The 19718-nt window shown below is 61.9% G+C and carries 17 protein-coding genes; 7 read left to right on the top strand and 10 right to left on the bottom strand.

What is annotated here, in order from left to right; translation table 11 throughout:
• Positions 1–23: 23 nt before the first annotated feature.
• Together AC0J1C_RS16020 and AC0J1C_RS16015 are read right to left on the bottom strand one after the other, a co-directional pair.
• On the bottom strand, positions 24–470 hold the full coding sequence (locus tag AC0J1C_RS16020) for a flavodoxin (RefSeq protein ID WP_375193293.1): 447 nt from the start codon (positions 468–470) through the stop codon (positions 24–26).
• 82 nt (positions 471–552) lie between these two features.
• Positions 553–1653 (bottom strand): GGDEF domain-containing protein, encoded by a 1101-nt coding sequence (locus AC0J1C_RS16015; protein ID WP_473044783.1) that lies wholly within the window; start codon positions 1651–1653, stop codon positions 553–555.
• A gap of 222 nt (positions 1654–1875) precedes the next feature.
• Here AC0J1C_RS16015 and AC0J1C_RS16010 point away from each other — a divergent pair, with 222 nt between their 5' ends.
• Together AC0J1C_RS16010 and AC0J1C_RS16005 are read left to right on the top strand one after the other, a co-directional pair.
• Complete coding sequence (locus AC0J1C_RS16010) at positions 1876–3435, top strand: inorganic phosphate transporter (RefSeq protein ID WP_473044782.1); 1560 nt, start codon at positions 1876–1878, stop codon at positions 3433–3435.
• A gap of 87 nt (positions 3436–3522) precedes the next feature.
• Positions 3523–3789: a hypothetical protein gene (locus AC0J1C_RS16005; protein ID WP_091988419.1), complete on the top strand. Its 267-nt coding sequence runs from the start codon at positions 3523–3525 to the stop codon at positions 3787–3789.
• A gap of 249 nt (positions 3790–4038) precedes the next feature.
• Here the strand turns inward: AC0J1C_RS16005 and panP are convergent, their stop codons facing one another.
• The 4 genes from panP to AC0J1C_RS15985 form a co-directional block, all read right to left on the bottom strand.
• Positions 4039–5715 (bottom strand): pyridoxal-dependent aspartate 1-decarboxylase PanP, encoded by a 1677-nt coding sequence (gene panP / locus AC0J1C_RS16000; RefSeq protein WP_473044780.1) that lies wholly within the window; start codon positions 5713–5715, stop codon positions 4039–4041.
• 198 nt (positions 5716–5913) lie between these two features.
• A complete protein-coding gene (locus AC0J1C_RS15995) occupies positions 5914–6258 on the bottom strand; it encodes a DUF503 domain-containing protein (protein ID WP_091988413.1) in 345 nt (114 codons plus the stop codon).
• A 152-nt stretch (positions 6259–6410) separates the two neighbouring features.
• The gene (locus AC0J1C_RS15990; RefSeq protein ID WP_473044778.1) at positions 6411–8111 is read right to left on the bottom strand and encodes an isovaleryl-CoA dehydrogenase; all 1701 of its coding nucleotides are present in this window, start codon (positions 8109–8111) and stop codon (positions 6411–6413) included.
• A 2-nt stretch (positions 8112–8113) separates the two neighbouring features.
• Entirely contained in the window at positions 8114–8746 is a 633-nt protein-coding gene (locus tag AC0J1C_RS15985; RefSeq protein WP_473044777.1) for a TetR/AcrR family transcriptional regulator, read from the bottom strand.
• 271 nt (positions 8747–9017) lie between these two features.
• Between AC0J1C_RS15985 and AC0J1C_RS15980 the strand changes: the two genes are divergently transcribed.
• The 5 genes from AC0J1C_RS15980 (at position 9018) to AC0J1C_RS15960 (ending at position 15101) form a co-directional block, all read left to right on the top strand.
• On the top strand, positions 9018–9239 hold the full coding sequence (locus AC0J1C_RS15980; RefSeq protein ID WP_091988402.1) for a hypothetical protein: 222 nt from the start codon (positions 9018–9020) through the stop codon (positions 9237–9239).
• Positions 9240–9400: 161 nt separating this feature from the next.
• Positions 9401–10432 (top strand): lipase secretion chaperone, encoded by a 1032-nt coding sequence (locus AC0J1C_RS15975; RefSeq protein WP_473046572.1) that lies wholly within the window; start codon positions 9401–9403, stop codon positions 10430–10432.
• 141 nt (positions 10433–10573) lie between these two features.
• On the top strand, positions 10574–11593 hold the full coding sequence (gene hemB / locus AC0J1C_RS15970; protein WP_473044776.1) for a porphobilinogen synthase: 1020 nt from the start codon (positions 10574–10576) through the stop codon (positions 11591–11593).
• A 50-nt stretch (positions 11594–11643) separates the two neighbouring features.
• Positions 11644–13785, top strand: coding sequence for a polyphosphate kinase 1 (ppk1, locus tag AC0J1C_RS15965; RefSeq protein ID WP_473044775.1), 2142 nt, complete (start codon positions 11644–11646; stop codon positions 13783–13785).
• A gap of 26 nt (positions 13786–13811) precedes the next feature.
• Positions 13812–15101 carry a DUF945 family protein gene (locus tag AC0J1C_RS15960; protein WP_473044774.1) on the top strand — a complete coding sequence of 430 codons (1290 nt, stop codon included), beginning with the start codon at positions 13812–13814 and terminating at the stop codon, positions 15099–15101.
• Between the two features lie 52 nt (positions 15102–15153).
• Here the strand turns inward: AC0J1C_RS15960 and coaD are convergent, their stop codons facing one another.
• From coaD to AC0J1C_RS15940, 4 genes are all read right to left on the bottom strand, one after another.
• Positions 15154–15636, bottom strand: a complete 483-nt coding sequence (gene coaD, locus AC0J1C_RS15955; protein WP_473044773.1) for a pantetheine-phosphate adenylyltransferase — start codon at positions 15634–15636, stop codon at positions 15154–15156.
• A gap of 250 nt (positions 15637–15886) precedes the next feature.
• A complete protein-coding gene (locus tag AC0J1C_RS15950) occupies positions 15887–17482 on the bottom strand; it encodes a GMC family oxidoreductase N-terminal domain-containing protein (protein WP_473044772.1) in 1596 nt (531 codons plus the stop codon).
• Between the two features lie 27 nt (positions 17483–17509).
• Complete coding sequence (locus AC0J1C_RS15945) at positions 17510–18148, bottom strand: hypothetical protein (protein ID WP_473044770.1); 639 nt, start codon at positions 18146–18148, stop codon at positions 17510–17512.
• Between the two features lie 42 nt (positions 18149–18190).
• Positions 18191–19636, bottom strand: coding sequence for a coniferyl aldehyde dehydrogenase (locus AC0J1C_RS15940; protein WP_473044769.1), 1446 nt, complete (start codon positions 19634–19636; stop codon positions 18191–18193).
• Positions 19637–19718: the final 82 nt, after the last annotated feature.

The raw sequence follows: 19718 nt of genomic DNA, 5'->3' as shown, positions 1-19718 counted from the left end.
CCGGCAGATCCGTGTAAAGCGGTTCACACCTGTTCGAGCCAGGCCCTGACCCAGGGCAGAGCCTCGGTTTCCGGCTCCAGCGTCTCCAGGGCGTCGATGCGCAGGGTCTCCCCGACCTTTCGGGCGGCGGTTTCGTAGAGGGCCTCTTCCATCAGGTCGCCGGCGCCGCAGAAGGTGTCCCCATAGGAGCTGTCGCCGAGCACGATTACACCGAAGGGCCGCCCGGGCTGTTGCGGCAGCTGTTCACGCAGGGCGAGGTAGAAGGGCAGCAGGTTGGCGGGGAGCTCGCCCTGGCCGGTGGTGGACGTGCACACCAGAAGCGCATCCCCGTTGCTGGTGATGTCCTCCAGTTCCGGGTTTTCCAGAACCGTTACCTTGTGTCCCTCGGGTTCCAGCGATTTCTTGATTGCCCTGGCGGTCAGGAGTGCGCCACCGTAGACGCTTCCCACCAGTATCCGGATCTGTGCCATGGGTCTCCCGCAATCTGAGAAAATGTCGTTGATGCCCGGATGCCGGGCCCGGAGGTGATCATAGCGATCAGGGCGGGCGCCCTCAAGGCGAGGGGGAAGCCCCCTCTTCTTCCTGCGTGCGCACCCGGGGCGCTATCCGGTTCCGGCCGGCTTCCTTGGCAGCATAGAGGTTCAGATCGGCCTGTTTGAGAAGATCATCGAGTGAGCCGGCTTTGGCGATGGAGCAGACACCGGCGCTGATGGTCACCGGCAGCGCCTGTTCCCCGAACCGGAAGGGGTGTCGGGCCACTTCCGAGCGTAACCTTTCGGCCAGGGTCAAGGCCTGCAGCAAGGACGTGTCGGGCAGCAGTATCAGGAACTCCTCACCACCCCAGCGACCGGCCACATCGGTCTGGCGGATCACGGTCTGCATCAGCGCTGAAAACTCGCGAAGCACCTGGTCGCCTGCGTCATGTCCGTACCGATCGTTGATTTTCTTGAACAGGTCAAGATCGATCAGGGCAATGGAAAAGTGATGGCCGGACCGCTGATAGCGGGAGAACTCTCCAGCCAGGCGGTTGTGCATATCCCGACGGTTGGCCAGGCCGGTCAGTTCGTCGGTACGGGCTGCCCGTTCGTGGGTTTCAGCGAGGGTCAGAAGTTCATGGCGGGCCTTCAGGCGGCTGGCCTCCAGAACGAAGCAGAAAATCGACTCGAAGGTCAGGGTAGAGAAGAACCGGATCTTGAAGTCGGTGCTGTACTCGGCCGTCACCAGGGGCAGGCCGGGAAACTGGAAGGCCACCACCGCGACCAGATAACAGAACAGCAGGACAGCCGTGCCGGTCTTCAGGTCGGTCAGGTAGAACAGCAGCGGTGGAAACACATAGAACCACAGCGGACCGGTATTGCTTTCGCCCCCGGATGCGATCAGATAGGCGAACAGCAGCCCCACCACCACGATGAGTCCGGCCTTCTGTCGAGCCTGATTGCCGGTACGGGCGAAATGCGCCATGTTCAGCGCAATGAGCCCAATGAACGACCAGAGCACCCACGCATGGGTGGTGTGACTGGCGAACCAGGCCTTGGCGCCAATGCCTGCGAGCATGGCTATGGCACTGGCCGAGAGCCAGGTCAGTAGACGCGATACCTGCGCGTCTTCCCGTTCGCTCGCCGAGAGCGGGCCTGGGGTCGTGAATTTGGGCATGGTGGCCTTCGGTGTTGTTGTCGTTGTTGGCGCAGCTGGGAGTGGCTGGAGACACGTTAGAGAATTTTTGCGGTGCCGTCTGTGATTTGTTTACCCTGTTTCAAACATGGCCATTTTATTTCAATTTCGTGTCAAAAATTTTATAGTTTGCGCGCGGCAGAGGCTGCGATCCACAAGTCACAGATCATCGACAATCCACCGACACACGAGACCTCATCTGCTATGGCCCGTTCGAGCGGACTCCTGGATACCCTTCTTACCAGCCCTGCCACGGAACGATACAGGGTCGGCATCAGCCTGCTTTTCCTGCTGGGAATCTGGCTGACTGTCGGAGCATTCAGCCAGGGAATGCCCAACGCCATGCTGCTGATGGCGGCAGCGGTCATTGGCGGTTACATGGCCATCAACATCGGGGCCAATGACGTAGCCAACAACGTCGGACCGGCCGTAGGCTCGGGCGCATTGTCGCTGGGTGCTGCGGTGATCCTGGCGGCAATCTTCGAAGCCGGCGGCGCCCTGATCGCCGGTGGCGACGTGGTTTCCACCATCAAGGGCGGCATCATTGATCCCTCCAGCCTCGGTGACAGTCGGGCGTTCGTCTGGCTGATGACGGCTGCCCTCCTTGCCGGTGCCCTCTGGCTGAACCTGGCCACCTGGATGGGCGCGCCAGTTTCCACTACGCACTCCATCGTGGGTGGTGTGCTGGGCGCTGGCATTGCGGCCGGAGGCTGGGGAATCGCCGACTGGGCGGTGATGGGCAAGATTGCTGCCAGCTGGGTGATCTCCCCGGTGCTCGGCGGTGCCCTGGCGGCCCTGTTCCTGTATCTGATCAAAAAATCGGTGCTGTACCGTAAGGACGTGATACCGGCGGCCCGTACCTTTGTGCCCTGGCTGGTGGCTATCATGGCCTGGGCCTTTGGTACCTACCTGATGGTGAAGGGTGTAAAAAAGGTAGTGAAGGTCGATTTCATGGAAGCCACCCTGATTGGTCTTGCCGCTGCTGCCCTGGTTTTCTTCGCCATGCGCACCCTGGTGGGCCGCAAGGCCGCCACCATGGAAAACAGCTCTGCGGGTGTGAACAGCCTGTTCACCTGGCCCCTCATTTTTGCCGCGGCGCTGCTCAGCTTCGCTCACGGTGCCAACGACGTGGCCAACGCCATTGGTCCGCTGGCGGCAATCAATGACGCACTGGCGGCGGATTCGGTGGTTACGTCCGCAAGCATCCCGCTCTGGGTCATGATGGTGGGTGCCCTGGGTCTGGCGGTGGGGCTAATGTTGTTCGGCCCGCGCCTGATCAAGACCGTGGGCAGTGAGATCACCGAGCTCGACAAAACCCGGGCGTTCTGTATTGCCCTGTCGGCGGCCCTGACCGTAATTCTCGCATCTCAGCTGGGCCTGCCGGTGAGTTCCACTCACATTGCCATCGGTGGCGTGTTCGGCGTCGGTTTCCTGCGGGAGTACCTGAAGTCCAATTACGCGACCCAGCTGCACAAGATCATGGAACACCACGATCCTGCCGAGCAGGAACGTCTGAAGCCGTTCCTCGATGATTTCCGCAATGCCTCTGTCGAGCAGATGGAGAAGCTGCTCAAACAGGCCAAAAAGAAAAAGCAGGTGCCCCTGGCAAAATCCGAGCGCAAGCGTCTGAAAAAGATTTACCGGGAGGAGATGGTCAAGCGGTCGCACCTGGTACGCATCGCAGCTGCCTGGATCATTACCGTGCCGGCCTCTGCCATCATGGCCGCGATCCTGTTCTACACGCTGCGCGGCATGATGATCTGACCGGGCTGGTTGTATAAACCGAGTTTGGTCATACTATTCTTCAGGGGGTGATTCACCCCTTGAGCCTATTTGTCCGTGGAGCGAAGTATGAGTTCTTCTGTAGAGAGTCGTCAGGCCAAGATGATTGACGAGCTGAGGACCTTCATCAAGAAGGTGCTGAGCGATCCGACCATTGCCGTAAAATCCATGGAGATCGCCCGCAAGCATCGCGGACAGCCGAACGCCGAGGAGTTGATTGCCCGGGAGATCAGTGCCAGCACCAATATCCGGATTCCCGAGAACTGGAGCGAGGCAGACAAGATGTTCCTGGAGATCATCCACGACGTGCTGGATGATGAAGAGGCGCTTTACTGATTGGGTCCCGAACTCGGAGCGATTGGGCCAGAGCCCTTCCCAAAACCGTGCGGAGCCAGGGATGGCGGAGCCGAGCGTACAGGGAGGTATTCACAGCGTGTTTTGGGAAGGGCTCTAGCCCAATTGCGGTCTGGGAAAGAAACGCCACCCATGGCTCCGCACAGTTTTTGAAACGTCCCCCACCCGGCTCACCCTGGCGACGAGTTATCCGCGAGAACGAGCCGACCAGGCTTATAGGATCTTGCCTGATCAGGCTTGCCTGACGTTCGGCTCCCGCTGCTTCAGAACGGCATCCGCCATCTGATGCAGGATGCTCATCTCATCTTCGATACCCTCATCCCGTGACAGCTCTCTCTGCTCCGCCAAGATGTCCGCCAGGATGTCTTTGGTGGTCAGCGGGTTGGCCAGGACCACCCGGAACACGATGCACGGGAAGTTGAAGTAACGGGCCGGCTCCAGGCGGGTCCGGGACACGAACGCCTTGCCCCGTTCCCGCTGAGTTTTCTGGATGAACTTGGTGATGCGGTTCAGGCAGGTGTTGAGCTTTTCTGCCTGCAACGGGTCCGCCACCGCCAGCGCCTGCTGAACGTCTTCCGGGCAGTAACGGTAGGTGAGGATATTCAGTTCCGGCTTGGTCACCAGTTCGAAATCCGCCTCGGCGTCGATCATCTCGGCGAAAGTTTTCGCTTTCTCGATACCCTGGTCGATCAGGATCTCGTAGCCCTCCCGGGCGAGGATTTTCAGACCCGAGTGGATCAACATGGACATGCCGGGGCGGGAGCCTTCGAGGGTGGTGCTGCCCAGGTCCCGTGAGCCCTTACGGATGATGTACTGGGCGTGGTGTTCCACGGCGCTGGCCAGGCTCGGGTCGCGGAACACCACCAGGCCAACGCCCATGGGCACGTACAGCTGTTTGTGGGCGTCGAAGGTGACCGAATCCGCTTTTTCGATGCCGCGCAGCAGGTGTTTATAGGTGCGGGAGAACAGGGTGGGCCCGCCCCAGGCGGCGTCCACATGGAAGTGGGCGCCGAATTCCCGGGCAATATCGGCCATGGCGTCCAGCGGGTCGACGTTGCCGGTTTCGGTGGTGCCGGCCACGCCGCAGATGGCCATGACCTTGATTTTCTGGCGCTGAAGCTCGAGGCACTTGTCGCGCAGGGCATCGGTCTGGATGCGGTTGTCCTCGTCGGTATCCACTGGCACCAGGGCTTCGCGGCCGAGGCCGAGCACGTCCGCTGCCTTGCGCAGTGAGTAATGGCCACGGCGTGAGACAACAATGGCGGCGCCTTCGTAACCGTAGTATTTCAGCGCCCGGAACAGGCCTTCCTGGTGCAGGCCGCGGAAGCTGCCCTCGGCTGGGAAGGCCCGGTTGCGGGCGACCCACAGGGCAGTGAGGTTGGCCACGGTGCCGCCGGAGCACATGGCGCCCAGGGAATAGCGGGGGTCGTGCATCCACTTGCGGTAAAACGCCCCGTCTTCCTGGTACACAAGGCGATGGATCATACCCAGCACCTGGCGCTCCATGGGCGTAAACGCCTTGGAGGTTTCGGTCTTCACCAGGTTCTGGTTGAGGGCAATCATGATCTTCGACAGCGGCAGCATGAAGTAGGGCAGCGCCGAGGTCATGTGTCCGATGAAGGCGGGTGAGGCGGTATGAACGGAGTTGGCCACCAGCTTGTCGAGCAGGAATTGGGCCTGCTCGGAGACAAACACGGGCTTTTCGGGAATGTTGTAGTCGGAAAAGTCTTTTTCAACGTCCGACAGATCCCGTTCCACCGCAACAATGTGTTCCTGCAGGAAGCCTGCAAGGTTGCGGGAGATGTTCTGGTCGATCCGGCTCAACGTGGATTCCGGCGCCTCGGGCACCGTAAACACGCGATACATCGCCTCTACCGAGGCCTGGGCCGACTTTTTCTTTCCGGTCATAGGCGCCACACACGTTCAGTGGTCATCCGAAGGGCCGGTTCCGGATGCCCTGCGGATACGGCCGGTACGGGTGTCCGGCATTGGTTTCTGGTCGCCTGCCATGGGCAGGCGCACTGGCATCCCTGAGGGGGCGTAGTATACGGCGTGGCGACAGGTTACGCCACACGGCCCACCCCGGCTGGCGAGGCGCGGTATCGCTCAGAGAATTTCCCGATGTATGTCCAGTATGGCAGCATCCACCCGTTCTGCGATGGCTTTTTCAACTTGGTCGAGGCGCTGGGTGATCTGCTGTGAGGAGGTGCCGAGGGCGGCGATGGTCCAGGTTGCGCAGTCCAGGGCCTCCTGATCGGCGGTTTCCGCCACTGCCAGGTCGGGTTCTTTGCCCCAGACGGCCTTGAGGGCGGTGAAGACCTTGCGTTTGGCTTTCAGGTCGTCGCAGCCGTAGAGCTGGAAGTGCAGGGTGAGTACGCCCACGTGGGGGGTGATCACGGGCTGCTGGGGCGCTTGGCCTTCTTTGAGAAGTTTTCTGAGTGCTTCAGACATAGGTTTGGGCGAAGGAACCGACGAGGGCGCCCGCTCCAAAACACGCTGTGAATACGTCCATGTACGCTCTGCTCCGCCATCCATGGCTCCGCAAGGTTTTGGAGCGGGCGCCCCCGCCGGTTCCCTGATCTCTCTGTGGAATTCAGTTGACTCTAGCCTACTACAGGCGTTGCCCGTTTGATAATGGCCGCCGGGTTGGTGCCTGAGGGCAGATTGCCGAAGTTCATGCCGCCATTGGACTGCAGGCGGGAAGCGCAGAAGGCGTCGGCCACGGCGGCATCGGAATGGCGCAGCAGTAGCGAGGCCTGCAGGGCCAGGGCCATGCGGTCGACCAGGTTGCGGGCCCGGTACTGGAAATCGCTGATGTCGGCGAAGTCGTGCTGCAGCTGGGCCAGGAACTGGTCGAAGCGACGGTCGGCGCCCTTCGCTTCAGCGGCTTCGGCGAAGAAGGCATCGAGGGTGTCCGGTTCTTTTTGCAGGGCGCGCAGGGTATCCAGGCACTGGACGTTGCCGCTGCCCTCCCAGATGGCGTTCACCGGCGATTCCCGGAACAGTCGGGGCATGATGCAGTCTTCCATCACGCCGCTGCCGCCAATGCACTCCATGGCCTCATAGGCGTGGTTCGGGGTGCGCTTGCAGATCCAGTATTTGCCCACCGGTGTGGCCAGGCGCGCCAGCAGGCGTTCGTGTTCTTTGTCCTGGTTGTCCAGGGCGCGGGCAATGCGCAGGGTGTAGGCCAGCGCCGCTTCGCTTTCCAGGGCCAGGTCGGCCAGCACGTTCTGCATCAGGGGCTGCTCGCTCAGGCGTGCGCCGAAGGCGCTGCGGTGGCGGCAGTGGTGGCTGGCCTGGGCCACGGCCTGGCGCATGCCGGCGGAGCTGCCGATCATGCAGTCGAATCGGGTCATGGCCACCATTTCGATGATGGTGGGCACGCCGCGGCCTTCCTCGCCCACCATCCATGCCAGAGCACCGCGCAGCTCCGCCTCGCTGGAGGCGTTGGCGACATTGCCCATCTTGTTCTTCAGGCGCTGGATCTGCCAGGGGTTCTTGCTGCCGTCCGGACGCCAGCGGGGCATCAGGAAACAGGACAGGCCGCCCGGCGCCTGGGCCAGTACCAGGAAGGCGTCGCACATGGGCGCGGAGACAAACCACTTGTGGCCCACCAGCTCATAGGCCTGGCCCGGGCCCTGGGCGCCCACCGGGTAGGCTCGGGTGCTGTTGGCACGTACGTCGCTGCCGCCCTGTTTCTCGGTCATCGCCATGCCGATGGTCACCGAGCTTTTCTGGCTGTCCGGAAGGTTGCGAGGGTCGTAGCTGTTGGCCAGGATCCGGGCTTCCCAGTCGGCTGCCAGTTCGGGCTGCTTGCGGATGGACGGGATGGCGGCAAAGGTCATGGTCACCGGGCAGCAATGGGCCGCCTCTACCTGGGAGTGCATGTAGTACTTGGCTGCGCGGGCAACGTGGGCGCCCTGGCCTGGATGGGTCCAGGGACTGCTGTGCAGTCCGTTTTCCATGGCGATTCGCATCAGCTCGTGATACGCAGGGTGAAAGTCCACCTCGTCGATCCGGTGCCCGAACCGGTCGTGAGTGTTGAAGACCGGCTTGTTGGCGTTGGCGCGGAAGCCCAGTTCGATGGTCTGTGCGGCACCGGCAAGGTCACCGAACGCTTTCAGGTCTGCGGTGGCGCTACCGGCGCCTTCCCGCAGGGTGCCCTCCTGCAGCGCAATGTCCTGCTCGAACAGATTGTAATTCTCCAGCGCCGGCGGCTGGTTGAGCACTTCGTGTGTAGTGGCCAGGTAGCGATCTTCGTTCTCGCCAGCTGTTGTTGCTGTTCGGGGTTGATGCGCGTTCATGGCTACCTCCTGGTGCCAGTCAACCCCTGCATGCAAAAGCGGATGATGGAATTGACCAGCAGGTCATTGTTGTCGTCTTTCGGGCTCGCCGACTGATGGGCCTGTGTCGGTGACAGCGGGCCAACCAGGCTTTCTGCAATGGCGCCCACCAGGCAGGTACTGCTCTGGCGTGCGTCCTGATCCGGGAAGCAGCCTTCGTCGATGCCCTCCCGGATCGCTGTCTCGAACAGGTTGGCGTAGGCCTTGCGGTAGGCCAGTCGCTCCTCTTCCACTTTTGGATCCACCGGTTCGGCAATCAGCGACCAGGCCATCATCGGGCCCTTGAGTGCGCGCTCGGCAAATTGCCGCAGGGCGCGCTCCAGTCGCTCGCTCGCGTTGCCAGTGGTGGCGAGCGCCTCGGCTACCTTGTCCACCTCCCGCTGGGTGGCGAGCCGGAAAATCTCGGCAAACAGGTCTTCTCTGGACTCGAAATGCCGGTAAATGGTTCCGGTGGCGACGCCGGCGAGGCCTGCAATCCGGGTAATCCGTGCGCTCCGGAAACCGCCCTCCGCAACGCATTGGTAGGTACAGTCCACAATCCGCTTGCGCGCCTGTGCCTTGCGCTGGCGCATTTTCTCGGTTTCGCGATAGGCCATGCCGGCTCCTATAAGTAGTGAATCATTATTCATTCTTTGTGTCAATTCGATCAGGCTCTGACGATTATAGAATTCGCTGAGCAAATTCAAATGTTTATTGTTTGTTACAAAAATTTACAAAAAAGACATTGCCATTAAATAGCGTCGGCAGAAAAAGCGGATTATAAAGACGCCAAGATGTGGTCGCCGATGGCGTCCCGTCGATACGGAGTGGGCTTCCCCGCGGGGGTGCAGCACTCGGCCCTCTGTTTTCGTTGATGGAGAAAAGACCATGAGTGAATTCGACGAAAGCAACCTGGAGCAGTCCGGAAGCTGGACCAGCGACAACGACGACAACCATTCCATAGCCGGTCGCGCCCGGGTGCGCGCCCAGCTGCAGGCCGATATTGAGGCATTCCTGAGCCAGGGCGGCAAAATCCAGGAAGTGGATACCTCTTTTCGTTCTGATACGCCGCGCAAAGTGGAAGTGGGATTTAACAACCGCTCCCTCTGAGTGCTCGCAGGACCGACCGGGGCCCGGTGCCCCGGTCTGTTTTTGATGCCGGTCTCGGTATCGTTTGCCCCCTTGTCTTATCCTCCTGCATTATTTCCTCTGCCTTGCCACCAAAACCGCAAGGTGCAACCCATTCCTGGCTCGGGAATCGAAAAGTGGCCATGAAAACCCTGCCCCGGCTGACCGTCGGCCTGCTGGTGATCAGTGCGGGTGTTGTACTGTTCGGCCTGCTTCTGACGCCCGAAGACACGGCGCCAGAACAGTTTACCGGAAACTCTGGGCCACTGGTCGAGGCGCCGGCGCCACCGGCGGTGTCGCCGGGCAGTCCCAAGAAACCGTCCGCCCTGATCAGTGACAGTGTGGCTCCCGAGGTGCCCGAGACCCTGCCTGCGTCCCTCCGGGGCACCGCTGTGCCTGATGGCTGGGCGCGAACAGATCGCCTGGGCAATCTCATCCCGACCGCCGAGCTGAGGGCGTTGTTCGAGTACTTCCTGTCGGCGCTGGGCGAGGAGACGCTGCCACAGCTGGTGGCGCGCATTGAGTCGGCACTCGGCACCCTGGCAGAGCCGGCGCGTTCACAGGCCCGCTCGGTTCTGGGCGCCTATCTCGATTACAAGCTGGCGGTCTCGGAGCTTGAGCAGGCCTATGGCAGCGCCGCTGCCAATGACATCGGGGAAATGCAGCGCCGGATGGCCGAGGTTCACGGGTTACGCCGGACCTGGCTGGATGCGGATACTGTCGACGCCTTTTTCGCCGATGAGGAAGCCAACGATCGGTTCCAGCTGGAGCTCCGACGGATCGCGACCAACGACACCCTCTCGGCCGCTGAGCGGCGTGAGGCGCAGCGCGAGGCTGAACGTCTGTTGCCTGAGCCGCTGCGCGAGGCCCGTGAGCAGACCCGGCGTTTCTCCGACTACGAGCAGGCTCGACAGGCACTGGCTGATGATCCAAAGGCGCTGCAGGCCTGGCGCGAACAGGCCTTTGGTGCGGAGGCTGCCGACCGGCTTGCCCGGGTAGAGCAGGAGCAGAGAGCCTGGGACAGTCGCTGGCAGGCATACGCTACAGAGCGAGATCGTATACTCGCGTCGGGGCTGGCCGAACCGGAACTGGCGGAAGCGCTTGATCGTCTGCGTGGGCGCCATTTCAACGAAACGGAACAGGTCCGGGCCGAGGCTCTGGATTCCATCCGGTAATAATCCGGTCATGATCACCGGTTAACCTGATCCGGGAGTCTGCAACCGGCCCCCGTGGCCGTGTATGATGGGGGCTCGGGCGTCACTGCGGCGCCGCCACTTTCTATCAGAGTTTCTGTTCAGCCATTCAGGAGGTTGTTCGTGCCGAATCCGATACCCCGAGCGTTCCCGGCGACCCGTCTGCGCCGTAACCGGGCCAGTGAGTTTTCCCGGCGGCTGGTGCGCGAGAACCAGCTTACGGCGGATAATCTCATCTACCCGGTTTTCGTGCTGGAAGGGGAAAACCAGCGAGAGCCGGTGCCGTCCATGCCGGGGGTAGAGCGGTTGAGTATTGATCTCCTGGTGGAGCAGGCTGCCGAGCTGGTGGCCCTTGGCATTCCGGCGGTTGCCCTGTTCCCGGTGGTACCGGCGGAGCAGAAGAATCTCTCCGGTTCCGGTGCCTGGGATTCCGACGGGCTGGCCCAGCGGGCGGTGCGCGCCTTGAAGCAGCAGTTCCCGGAGTTGGGGGTGATTACCGACGTGGCCCTCGATCCGTTCACCACCCACGGCCAGGACGGCATCATTGACAACGACGGCTACGTGCTCAATGACGTTACCGTCGAGGCCCTGGTCAATCAGGCCCTGTCGCACGCGGATGCCGGGGCCGACGTGGTGGCGCCGTCGGACATGATGGACGGTCGGGTAGCCGCCATCCGGGAGGCGCTGGAAAGTGCCGGCCATGTGAACACCCGCATTCTGGCCTATTCTGCCAAGTATGCCTCCGCCTACTATGGGCCCTTCCGCGATGCCGTGGGCTCCGCCGCCAACCTGGGCAAGGGCAACAAGGCCACTTACCAGATGGATCCGGCCAACGGCGATGAGGCTTTGCACGAGGTGGCCATGGATCTGGCGGAGGGCGCCGACATGGTGATGATCAAGCCGGGCATGCCGTACCTGGACATCGTGCGCCGGGTGAAGACCGAACTGCAGGTGCCGACCTTTGTGTATCAGGTCAGCGGCGAATACGCCATGCACATGGCGGCTGCCCAGAACGGATGGCTGGACGGTGATGCGGTGATGATGGAAAGCCTGATGGCCATGCGCCGGGCCGGTGCCGACGGTATCCTGACCTACTTTGCCGTGCGTGCGGCCCGTCTGCTGCGGGATCGTCGGGGCAAGTAGCGAAATGTATGTATCGCCACTGAAGGCGATCTGACTGGAATCGAGCAATCATGACGACGGAAACGGCGAAGCAACAGGTGGCAACTGAGGAGCGCAGTGTTCCGGCACCGGTAGACGTGCCCCCGGTGGGCGAAGAGATCAATCTCGACGCCCCGGAAAACTACTTCAACCGGGAGCTGAGCCAGCTCCAGTTCAATTACCGGGTGCTCAAGCAGGCCCTGGATACCACCCATCCGCTGATCAATCGCCTGATCTACTGCTGCATTTTCAGCAGCAATATGGACGAGTTCTTTGAGATCCGGGTCGCCGGCCTGCGCCAGCAGATGAAGTATGGTCGGGAAACGGTCGGTGCCGACGGCATGATGCCGGAGCAGGCGCTGTCGGAAATCAGCCGGGTGGCCCACGAATACATCCGCGAACAGTACGACATCCTCAACAATGTGCTGATTCCGGAAATGGAACAGCAGAATATCCACTTCGTGAGGCGCCGCGAATGGACGCCGGCACAGGCCGAGTGGGTACGGACCTATTTCGAGGAGGAAATCCTGCCGGTGGTCAGTCCTATCGGACTGGACCCGTCGCACCCGTTCCCGCGCCTGGTCAACAAGAGCCTGAACTTTATCGTCGAGCTGGATGGCAAGGATGCCTTCGGCCGGGAAACCGGCATGGCCATCGTGCCGGCACCGCGCTCGCTGCCCCGCCTGGTAAGACTGCCGGATGACGTGTGCAGCGGCGGCGATAACCTGGTGTTCCTGTCCTCCATGATCCACGCCCATGCGGACGAGCTTTTCCCGGGCATGGAAGTGAAGGGCTGTTACCAGTTCCGCCTGACCCGCAACGCCGACCTCGAGCTTGAGGATGACCTGGAAGATCTGGCCTCGGCCCTGCGTGGCGAGCTGCTCAGCCGGCGTTTCGGTGACGGTGTGCGTCTGGAGGTCGCCGACAACTGCCCCGAGGAACTGGTGCATTTCCTGTTAAAGGAATTCGGTCTGACCGAGCGCGATCTGTATCAGGTCCACGGCCCGGTGAACCTGACGCGCCTGATGGCCGTAGGCAGCCTGGTGGACCGGCCGGATCTGACCTATTCGGGTTTCTCCCCCTCCATACCAAAGCAGATTCGCAGCAAGGAGTCGATGTTCGACGCCATTCGCAAACAGCCCATCCTGCTGCTGCATCCCTTCGAGAACTTTAGTCCGGTGGTGGATCTGTTGCGCCAGGCGGCGAAGGATCCCCAGGTGCTGGCCATTCGTCAGACCCTGTACCGTACCGGCGCCGATTCCGAGATCGTCGAAGCCCTGGCTGACGCCGCGCGCCGGGGCAAGGAAGTAACGGCGGTCATTGAGCTGCGGGCCCGCTTCAGTGAGGCCGAGAACCTGGAGCTGGCCAGCCGCCTGCAGGAGGCGGGGGTGATTGTCGTGTACGGCGTGGTTGGCTACAAAACCCACGCCAAGATGATCCTGATCGTCCGCCGGGAGGAAGGCCGGCTTCGCCGCTACGTGCATCTGGGGACCGGCAACTACCACGCCGGCAATGCCCGTCTGTACACCGACTACAGTTTCATGACCTGTGACGAGTCCATCGGTGATGACGTCAACAAGCTGTTCCAGCAGCTGACCGGCATGGGCAAGGCCCTGAAGATCAAGAAGCTGTTCCACTCGCCGTTTACCCTGCATTCGCGCCTGCTCAGCCTGATTGAGCGTGAAGCAGGTCTTGGCGAAAAAGGCCGTATCATCCTCAAGTTCAATGCGCTGACGGAATTGCAACTGATCAAGGCCCTGTACAAGGCGTCCCAGGCGGGGGTGAAAATCGATCTGATTGTCCGGGGCATCTGTTGCCTTCGCCCGGAAGTGCCGGGACTGTCCGAGAACATTCGGGTTCGGTCCATCATTGGCCGGTTCCTGGAGCATACCCGGGTCTATTACTTCGGCAATAACGGGCGGCCGGATATCTACTGCACCAGCGCCGATGGCATGGAGCGAAACCTTCTGAGCCGTGTCGAGACCGCGTTCCCGATTGACGACGCCGACCTGGCGGCCAGGGTACGTGAGGACCTGGACACCTATCTGGCCGATAACTGCCAGTCCTGGATGCTGCAGCCCGACGGCAGCTACCTCCAGAACCAGCCAGCCGAGGGCGAGGAGCGTATGGCCTCGCAGCTGGTCCTGCTTGAACGATTGACCAGCAAGCCCTGACCTCAATCCCCAACGGAGAACTCAGTTTGAATGCCAAATGGATGATTGCCGGCGCGGGTGCGCTGGTGCTGGCCGGAGCTTTGCCCTGGGGGGTGGGATATCTCACCCAGCAGCAGTGGCAGCAGGCAACGAAAGAAGTAAACAGCAACCAGCCTTTTGTCCGGCTGGAAACGGGGGATTACCAGCGGGGAATCCTGAGTTCCGACGTTACTGGCACTGTCAGTGTGATCAATCCGGATACCGGTGAGTCGCGACGTTTCGACTTCCAGGCCGACGTTACCCATGGCGTGACGGGCAGCCTGATGGATTTCGAGCCACTGGGTGGCTGGTCTCCGAGCGGCGAGGAGTGGTTTCCTGATCAGGAACCGCAGCTGACGCTGGAAACCCGGCTCTGGGGTACCGCAGTGTTGGAGTTCGAGGCGCCGAGCATGGAGATGGTGGACGCCGACACCGGCGAGTCGCTGTCAACCAGCGGCGGCCTGGTTCGGGTGGAGATCCGCGACGCCGGTTCAAGTGCTGATGCCCTGCTGGTCTGGCCCGCGCTTGCACTCACGGGGCCGGACATCAATCTGCGGCTGGCCGATCTCCGGGTAGAGCAGACAATGAACCACCTCACCGGCGAGGTATGGACCGGTTCGGGTGAAATGGCCGTCAACTCCCTGAGCCTCAATGCGGCCCAGGAGCCGCCCGTGACGCTTGATCGCATTTCGGTTCGCAGCCGCACCGAGGCAGGTGATTCGGGTCAGCGTCTGGATTCGCAGGTGGCGTTCGAGGTGGAGGGTGTCTCCCTGGCCGATGACACCTACGGTCCGCAACGCCTGGTGTTTGCCCTGGAAGACCTCGAAGTCGAGGCCTGGAATGCCCTGATGACGGGGTTTACTGAGCTGCAGAGCGCGGCATTGGCCTCCTCCGGGGCCGGACCAGAGGCGTTCGAGCAGCAGATGGGTGCCATGCAGCAGGTGAATGAGGCGGTCCGTGACCTGGCGGCCGCCGGCTTCAGCCTCGGGTTTCCCGAGTTGCTGGTGACCACGCCGGAGGGGCAGGTAACCGGCAGCGCAGAGATTCGGCACCCGGAGCTTACCGCCGACGAAAAAGCCGAGATGCTGATGGTGATGCAGCGTCTGACCGGCGATCTGAACCTGAGCCTGCCTCTGGCCCTGGTGGAGAAGTATCCGGAGATCCAGCTACAGCTGGCCCCTCTCATCAAGCAGGGGCTGCTGGTGCAGCAGGGCGATCGTCTGGTCATGAACGCCGCCCTTCAGGATCTTGTGCTGGATGTGAATGGCGAGGAGATTCCCCTGCCGCCGCTGCTTTAGCAGCACGCATCCTTCATCGAACAGAAAGCCCCGGATCCGGGGCTTTTTCTTTTCAGGCCTTTTCGAATTTCTGCTTGAGGGCTGCGGCGACCGCCGGATCCACGAATTCCGAGACGTCTCCACCGAGGGAGGCGATCTCGCGGATGAGGGTGGAGGAGATGTAGGACAAGTGGTTGGCCGGGGTCAGGAACAGGCTCTCGACTTCCGGGGCCAGGCGGCGGTTCATGTCGGCCAGCTGGAATTCGTACTCGAAGTCGGAGACGGCGCGCAGGCCCCGGAGGATCACGGTAGCACCCTGTTCCCGGACAAAATCCGCCAGCAGGTTACTGAAGCCGGTCACGCTGACGTTGGGGATGTGCGCGGTGGCCTGGCGGACCAGTTCGCAGCGCTCTTCCAGGTTCAGCAGTGGCTGTTTCTTGGGGTTGTAGGCGACGGCGACGACGATGTGCTCGAACATGCGACCGGCCCGTTCTATGAGGTCGGTGTGGCCGTTGGTGATGGGGTCGAAGGTGCCCGGGTAGATGACTTTCGGCATGCACAGCTCCTTATAAATCAGGAACACAGGATAGCAGGATCAGGGGGTGTGCTGTAGTCCGGGGTCCCGGCGAATGCTGTCAGAGTTCGGTGCCCTGCATCGGGGCCGGCTGCTCTGCCGGGAACCGCTACAAGCACATCCCTGTGCGCTTGTCTCAGTCCATCCATGGCCTTCGACATTCCCGGCAGAGCAGCCGGCCCCGACGCGAGCGAACTTTTGGAGTGGCCGCCCCGAGGCTACCTCGCGTCCCTTAAGCCCTGCTCAATCTTTGCGCCAACCTGGTGCTGTTTCTCGCTGCCAGTGCATACACAGACAATTGCGGGTTGGCGCCGATGCTGGTGGGGAAGATCGAGGCGTCGTGGATGCTGAGATTGCCGACGTGGTGGTGTTCGCCGAAGCTGTTGACCACCGAGCTTGCCGGGTCGCTGCCCATGCCACAGCCGCCCATCTGGTGGGCAGTGAACAGGCGCACCCGGTGGGGTTCCATGGGGAGTTGGTCGATGGCGGTTTTGGCTTCCGCCCAGCTGCTATACCAGTCGGAATCCAGATGCATCAGGCGGACTTTTTCGGCGCCCGCGGCGAACTGGATTTCGGCCATGGTATGGAAAGCCTGGCGCAGGCCGGTCCAGAGGTAGTCGGTGATCGGGTAGTCCAGCACCGGGCTGCCGTCGTCCCGCAGGGAGACGGTACCGCCGGGGCTGTCGGGGTGGAAGCCGTCCCGGAGCAGGGCGATGACCGACTGCATGTGGGGCAGGCCGGCCATGTTGCTGAGCTGGGCCTCGCCGTGGCCGGGAATGACACCGCTGGACATGCCCGGATGCAGTGGCGGTACCTCGAGCTTGTAGCCGACCGGTCCGTCAACGCCGTTGCGGAAGTTGAATTCGTCCGAATAGATCGACTGTGGCGCGCCGTAATAGGGCTCAACCTTTTGTGGCATCTGGGCAACGGTGGCGTTGACCGGATGGATGAACGAGCGCTTGCCAACACGACCGTGCGGGTCCGGAAGATCCGAACGCAACAACAGGCCCGGGCTGCCAATGGCGCTGGCGGCTACCACAAAATGCCGGGCTTTCAGGTTCACCCGGATTCCGGTCGGCGTAACGCCGTCGGTGGCGAAGGCCGAGGCTTCCAGGTGATCAATCCGGTCCTGCTTCATCACCAGCCGGTCAGCCCGCAGGCTGTGGAACAGTCGCGCGTTGTTGTCCAGGGCGCCCGGGATGGTGGTCAGCAATGCGCCCTGTTTGGCATTGGTCGGGCAGCCGACGCCGCAGTAGCCCAGGTTCCAGCAGCCCTTGACGTTGCGCGGGATGATTTTCCAGCTGTAGCCGAGCTTCTCGCAGCCCTGGCGCAGGATGTCGTTGTTGACGTTCGGGTCCACTTGCCATGGCGCCATGTTGTGGCGCTCTTCACGCCCTGCGAACCAGGGCGCCAGGGCCGCCGGGCGCAGGTCGTCCAGGCCAAAATGGTCGGCCCAGTAGTTCAGGGTAGGGTCTGGCGTGCGGAAGCTGCTGGTCCAGTTCACCGTGGTGGATCCGCCCACGCACCGGCCCTGCAGGATGGCAATGGCGCCGTCGGCAGTGACCCGGCTCATGCCTTCCTGGTACAGGCTGGCATAAGCCGATTGCTCGTCCATCTTGAAGTCTTTCTGGTAATACAGCCGGCCTTCCTCCACCAGGATTACCGACAACCCGCTGCGGGCAAGGATCTCGGCGGTGGTGCCGCCGCCGGCACCGGTGCCAATAACCACCAAGTCCGCTTCTGCGGTCAGGTTTTCCGTGAGTTGGGCGCCGTCGGTGACATTCCAGCCTGATGCCAGGCCCTGGGCAATACGATCGGTTAAAGACATGCTTGGCTCCGTCAGATCAGCTGGCGATCAGGCGTTTTTAAATTGGGGCAGGGCGTTCACGGCATACCGGGGAGGGCCGGGGTAGCCCGACAGGTGCCAGAAATCGGGATAGCCATAGAAGGCGACATTGGTGATCTTGGTCAGCGCAATGTAGCCGTTGTTGAACAGCCCGATGCCGCTGGTGCGCCAGCGTTCGAGGAAGGCATCCGCTTCCGCCGTGGTCACATTGGGCCAGCTCGACCACACCCGGGCAACTGTCACCCGGGTGGGCGCAAAGTTGAGCAGATCGAACAGCCGGCGCAGTTCTTTCTGGTTGGCGGGGCCGAACTTGTGAATACCGGCATCAATCCGTTCGATGGTTCCGGCAATGGCCCGTTTCCGAGCCTGCGGCTGCTCCGGCAGGCCGGGCCCGACCATGGCCGGCAGCAGGGCCTCGAACAGTACAATGTCGTCCCGGGTCAGGAACTGGAATTCGTAACTGGCGTCCATCCGGGTACCCACGGCATCGAGCCGCCCGGCTGGCTGCGTGGCACATCCGCCAAGGCCGGCGGTCACACTGACGGTGCCGAGGAACAGGGCACCGCCAATGCCTGTTTTCAGGAAGCTGCGGCGGTCGAGATCGGTCGCATTAGACCGATCCGCTGACGTGAAGGTCGAACTCTTCATGGGGGGCTTAGGCTCTTTATTGTTTTATGGAAGGCCTGAGTATCAGCGAATAAACAGCTTATAAACCATCTTGTGCGCCGCCGTGCCGTGGGGCGCATAGACAAACTTGCCGCTGTTGAACTTCTGCTTGGTGAAAATAGCCCGGTGATGGGAGAAGGTGAGGAACCCTTCCTTGCCATGGTAATGGCCCATACCCGAATCGCCGATGCCGCCGAACGGCAGGTCATCCTGGGCTACGTGCATCAGGGAGTCGTTGATGCACATGCCGCCGGAGTGGGTCTGATCCACAACCTGCTGCTGCTGGTCCTTGTCGTAGCCGAAGAAATACAGGGCCAGGGGCCGCGGACGGTCATTGATGTAGTGGATGGCCTCATCCAGATTACCGTAACTCACCACCGGCAGGATCGGCCCGAAGATCTCATCCTGCATCAGCTTCATGTCCGGCGTGGTTTTCAGTACCAGCGTCAGCGGAATCTTCCGGGTTCCGTCGTTCAGGTTCTCCCGTGCGGGATTGATTTCCAGCAGCTCGGCACCCTTCGCCTTGGCGTCGTCCAGGTAGCCCTTCAGGCGGTCGTACTGGCGCTCGTTGATGATGGCGGTGTAGTCGTCGTTATCCCGGAGGCTTGGATACATCTCGGAGAATTGCTTGCGGAACTCATCAACGAAGGCTTGCACGCGATCTGCCGGACACAGCACGTAATCCGGTGCCACGCAGGTCTGGCCGGCATTGAAGGCCTTGCCGAAAGCGAGGCGCTGGGCGGCGTCCTCCATCGGCACGTCCGGCGACACGATGGCCGGCGACTTGCCACCCAGCTCCAGAGTGACCGGCGTCAGATTTTCCGACGCGGCACGCATGACCAGCTTGCCCACCGAGGTAGAGCCGGTGAACAGGAGATGGTCGAACGGGCGAGAGGAGAAATCCGCGGCCACATCGGCCTCACCGGTGATCACCGACACCAGATCCTCGGCGAAGCTGCTCTCGATCAACTCCTTGAACAGGGCCGAGGTGTGCGGTGTGAATTCCGACATTTTGATCATGGTGCGGTTGCCGGCGGCCAGAGACGCTACCAGCGGGCCCACGGCCAGATACAGCGGATAGTTCCAGGGCACAATCACGCCCACCACACCCTTGGGCTGGTAGTGCACCTTGTTGCTGGCCGGCTGGAACAGAACGGAGACGTGCCGCTTTGACGGCTTCATCCAGCCGGACAGGTTCTTCAGGGTGTAATTGATGCCCTGGATGGAAGGCATTACCTCGGCAATCAGGGACTCGTCCCGGGACCGACAGCTGAAATCCCGGTCGATGGCGTCGAGCAGGCGGTCCTGGTTGTTCAGCAGCACCCGCTTGAGCCGCTTCAGGTTTTCCAGCCGCTCGGTCAAAGAGGGCATGGGGTTGTTGCGAAACGCTTTCTTCTGGTCGTCGAACACCCGGTGGGTGTGCTGAATCTGTTTCTTGCTCTCGGTGAGCTGGACAACGGTGGCTCCCATGATGCTCTCTCCTGCTCCTGTTGCTCCTGTCGGCATCGGCTCCGGGTGAGCCGACCGAACCGGGGGTGGCCCGGCTGGCGAA

The sequence above is a fragment of the Marinobacter sp. E2 genome (assembly GCF_055755345.1).
This window is presented reverse-complemented; position numbering and strand designations above follow the sequence as displayed.

Coding starts and splice junctions, on each gene's coding strand:
- AC0J1C_RS16020 (WP_375193293.1), bottom strand. CDS start 470: ATGGCACAGATCCGGATACTGGTGGGAAGCGTCTACGGTGGCGCACTC.
- AC0J1C_RS16015 (WP_473044783.1), bottom strand. CDS start 1,653: ATGCCCAAATTCACGACCCCAGGCCCGCTCTCGGCGAGCGAACGGGAA.
- AC0J1C_RS16010 (WP_473044782.1), top strand. CDS start 1,876: ATGGCCCGTTCGAGCGGACTCCTGGATACCCTTCTTACCAGCCCTGCC.
- AC0J1C_RS16005 (WP_091988419.1), top strand. CDS start 3,523: ATGAGTTCTTCTGTAGAGAGTCGTCAGGCCAAGATGATTGACGAGCTG.
- panP (WP_473044780.1), bottom strand. CDS start 5,715: ATGACCGGAAAGAAAAAGTCGGCCCAGGCCTCGGTAGAGGCGATGTAT.
- AC0J1C_RS15995 (WP_091988413.1), bottom strand. CDS start 6,258: ATGTCTGAAGCACTCAGAAAACTTCTCAAAGAAGGCCAAGCGCCCCAG.
- AC0J1C_RS15990 (WP_473044778.1), bottom strand. CDS start 8,111: ATGAACGCGCATCAACCCCGAACAGCAACAACAGCTGGCGAGAACGAA.
- AC0J1C_RS15985 (WP_473044777.1), bottom strand. CDS start 8,746: ATGGCCTATCGCGAAACCGAGAAAATGCGCCAGCGCAAGGCACAGGCG.
- AC0J1C_RS15980 (WP_091988402.1), top strand. CDS start 9,018: ATGAGTGAATTCGACGAAAGCAACCTGGAGCAGTCCGGAAGCTGGACC.
- AC0J1C_RS15975 (WP_473046572.1), top strand. CDS start 9,401: ATGAAAACCCTGCCCCGGCTGACCGTCGGCCTGCTGGTGATCAGTGCG.
- ppk1 (WP_473044775.1), top strand. CDS start 11,644: ATGACGACGGAAACGGCGAAGCAACAGGTGGCAACTGAGGAGCGCAGT.
- coaD (WP_473044773.1), bottom strand. CDS start 15,636: ATGCCGAAAGTCATCTACCCGGGCACCTTCGACCCCATCACCAACGGC.
- AC0J1C_RS15950 (WP_473044772.1), bottom strand. CDS start 17,482: ATGTCTTTAACCGATCGTATTGCCCAGGGCCTGGCATCAGGCTGGAAT.
- AC0J1C_RS15945 (WP_473044770.1), bottom strand. CDS start 18,148: ATGAAGAGTTCGACCTTCACGTCAGCGGATCGGTCTAATGCGACCGAT.
- AC0J1C_RS15940 (WP_473044769.1), bottom strand. CDS start 19,636: ATGGGAGCCACCGTTGTCCAGCTCACCGAGAGCAAGAAACAGATTCAG.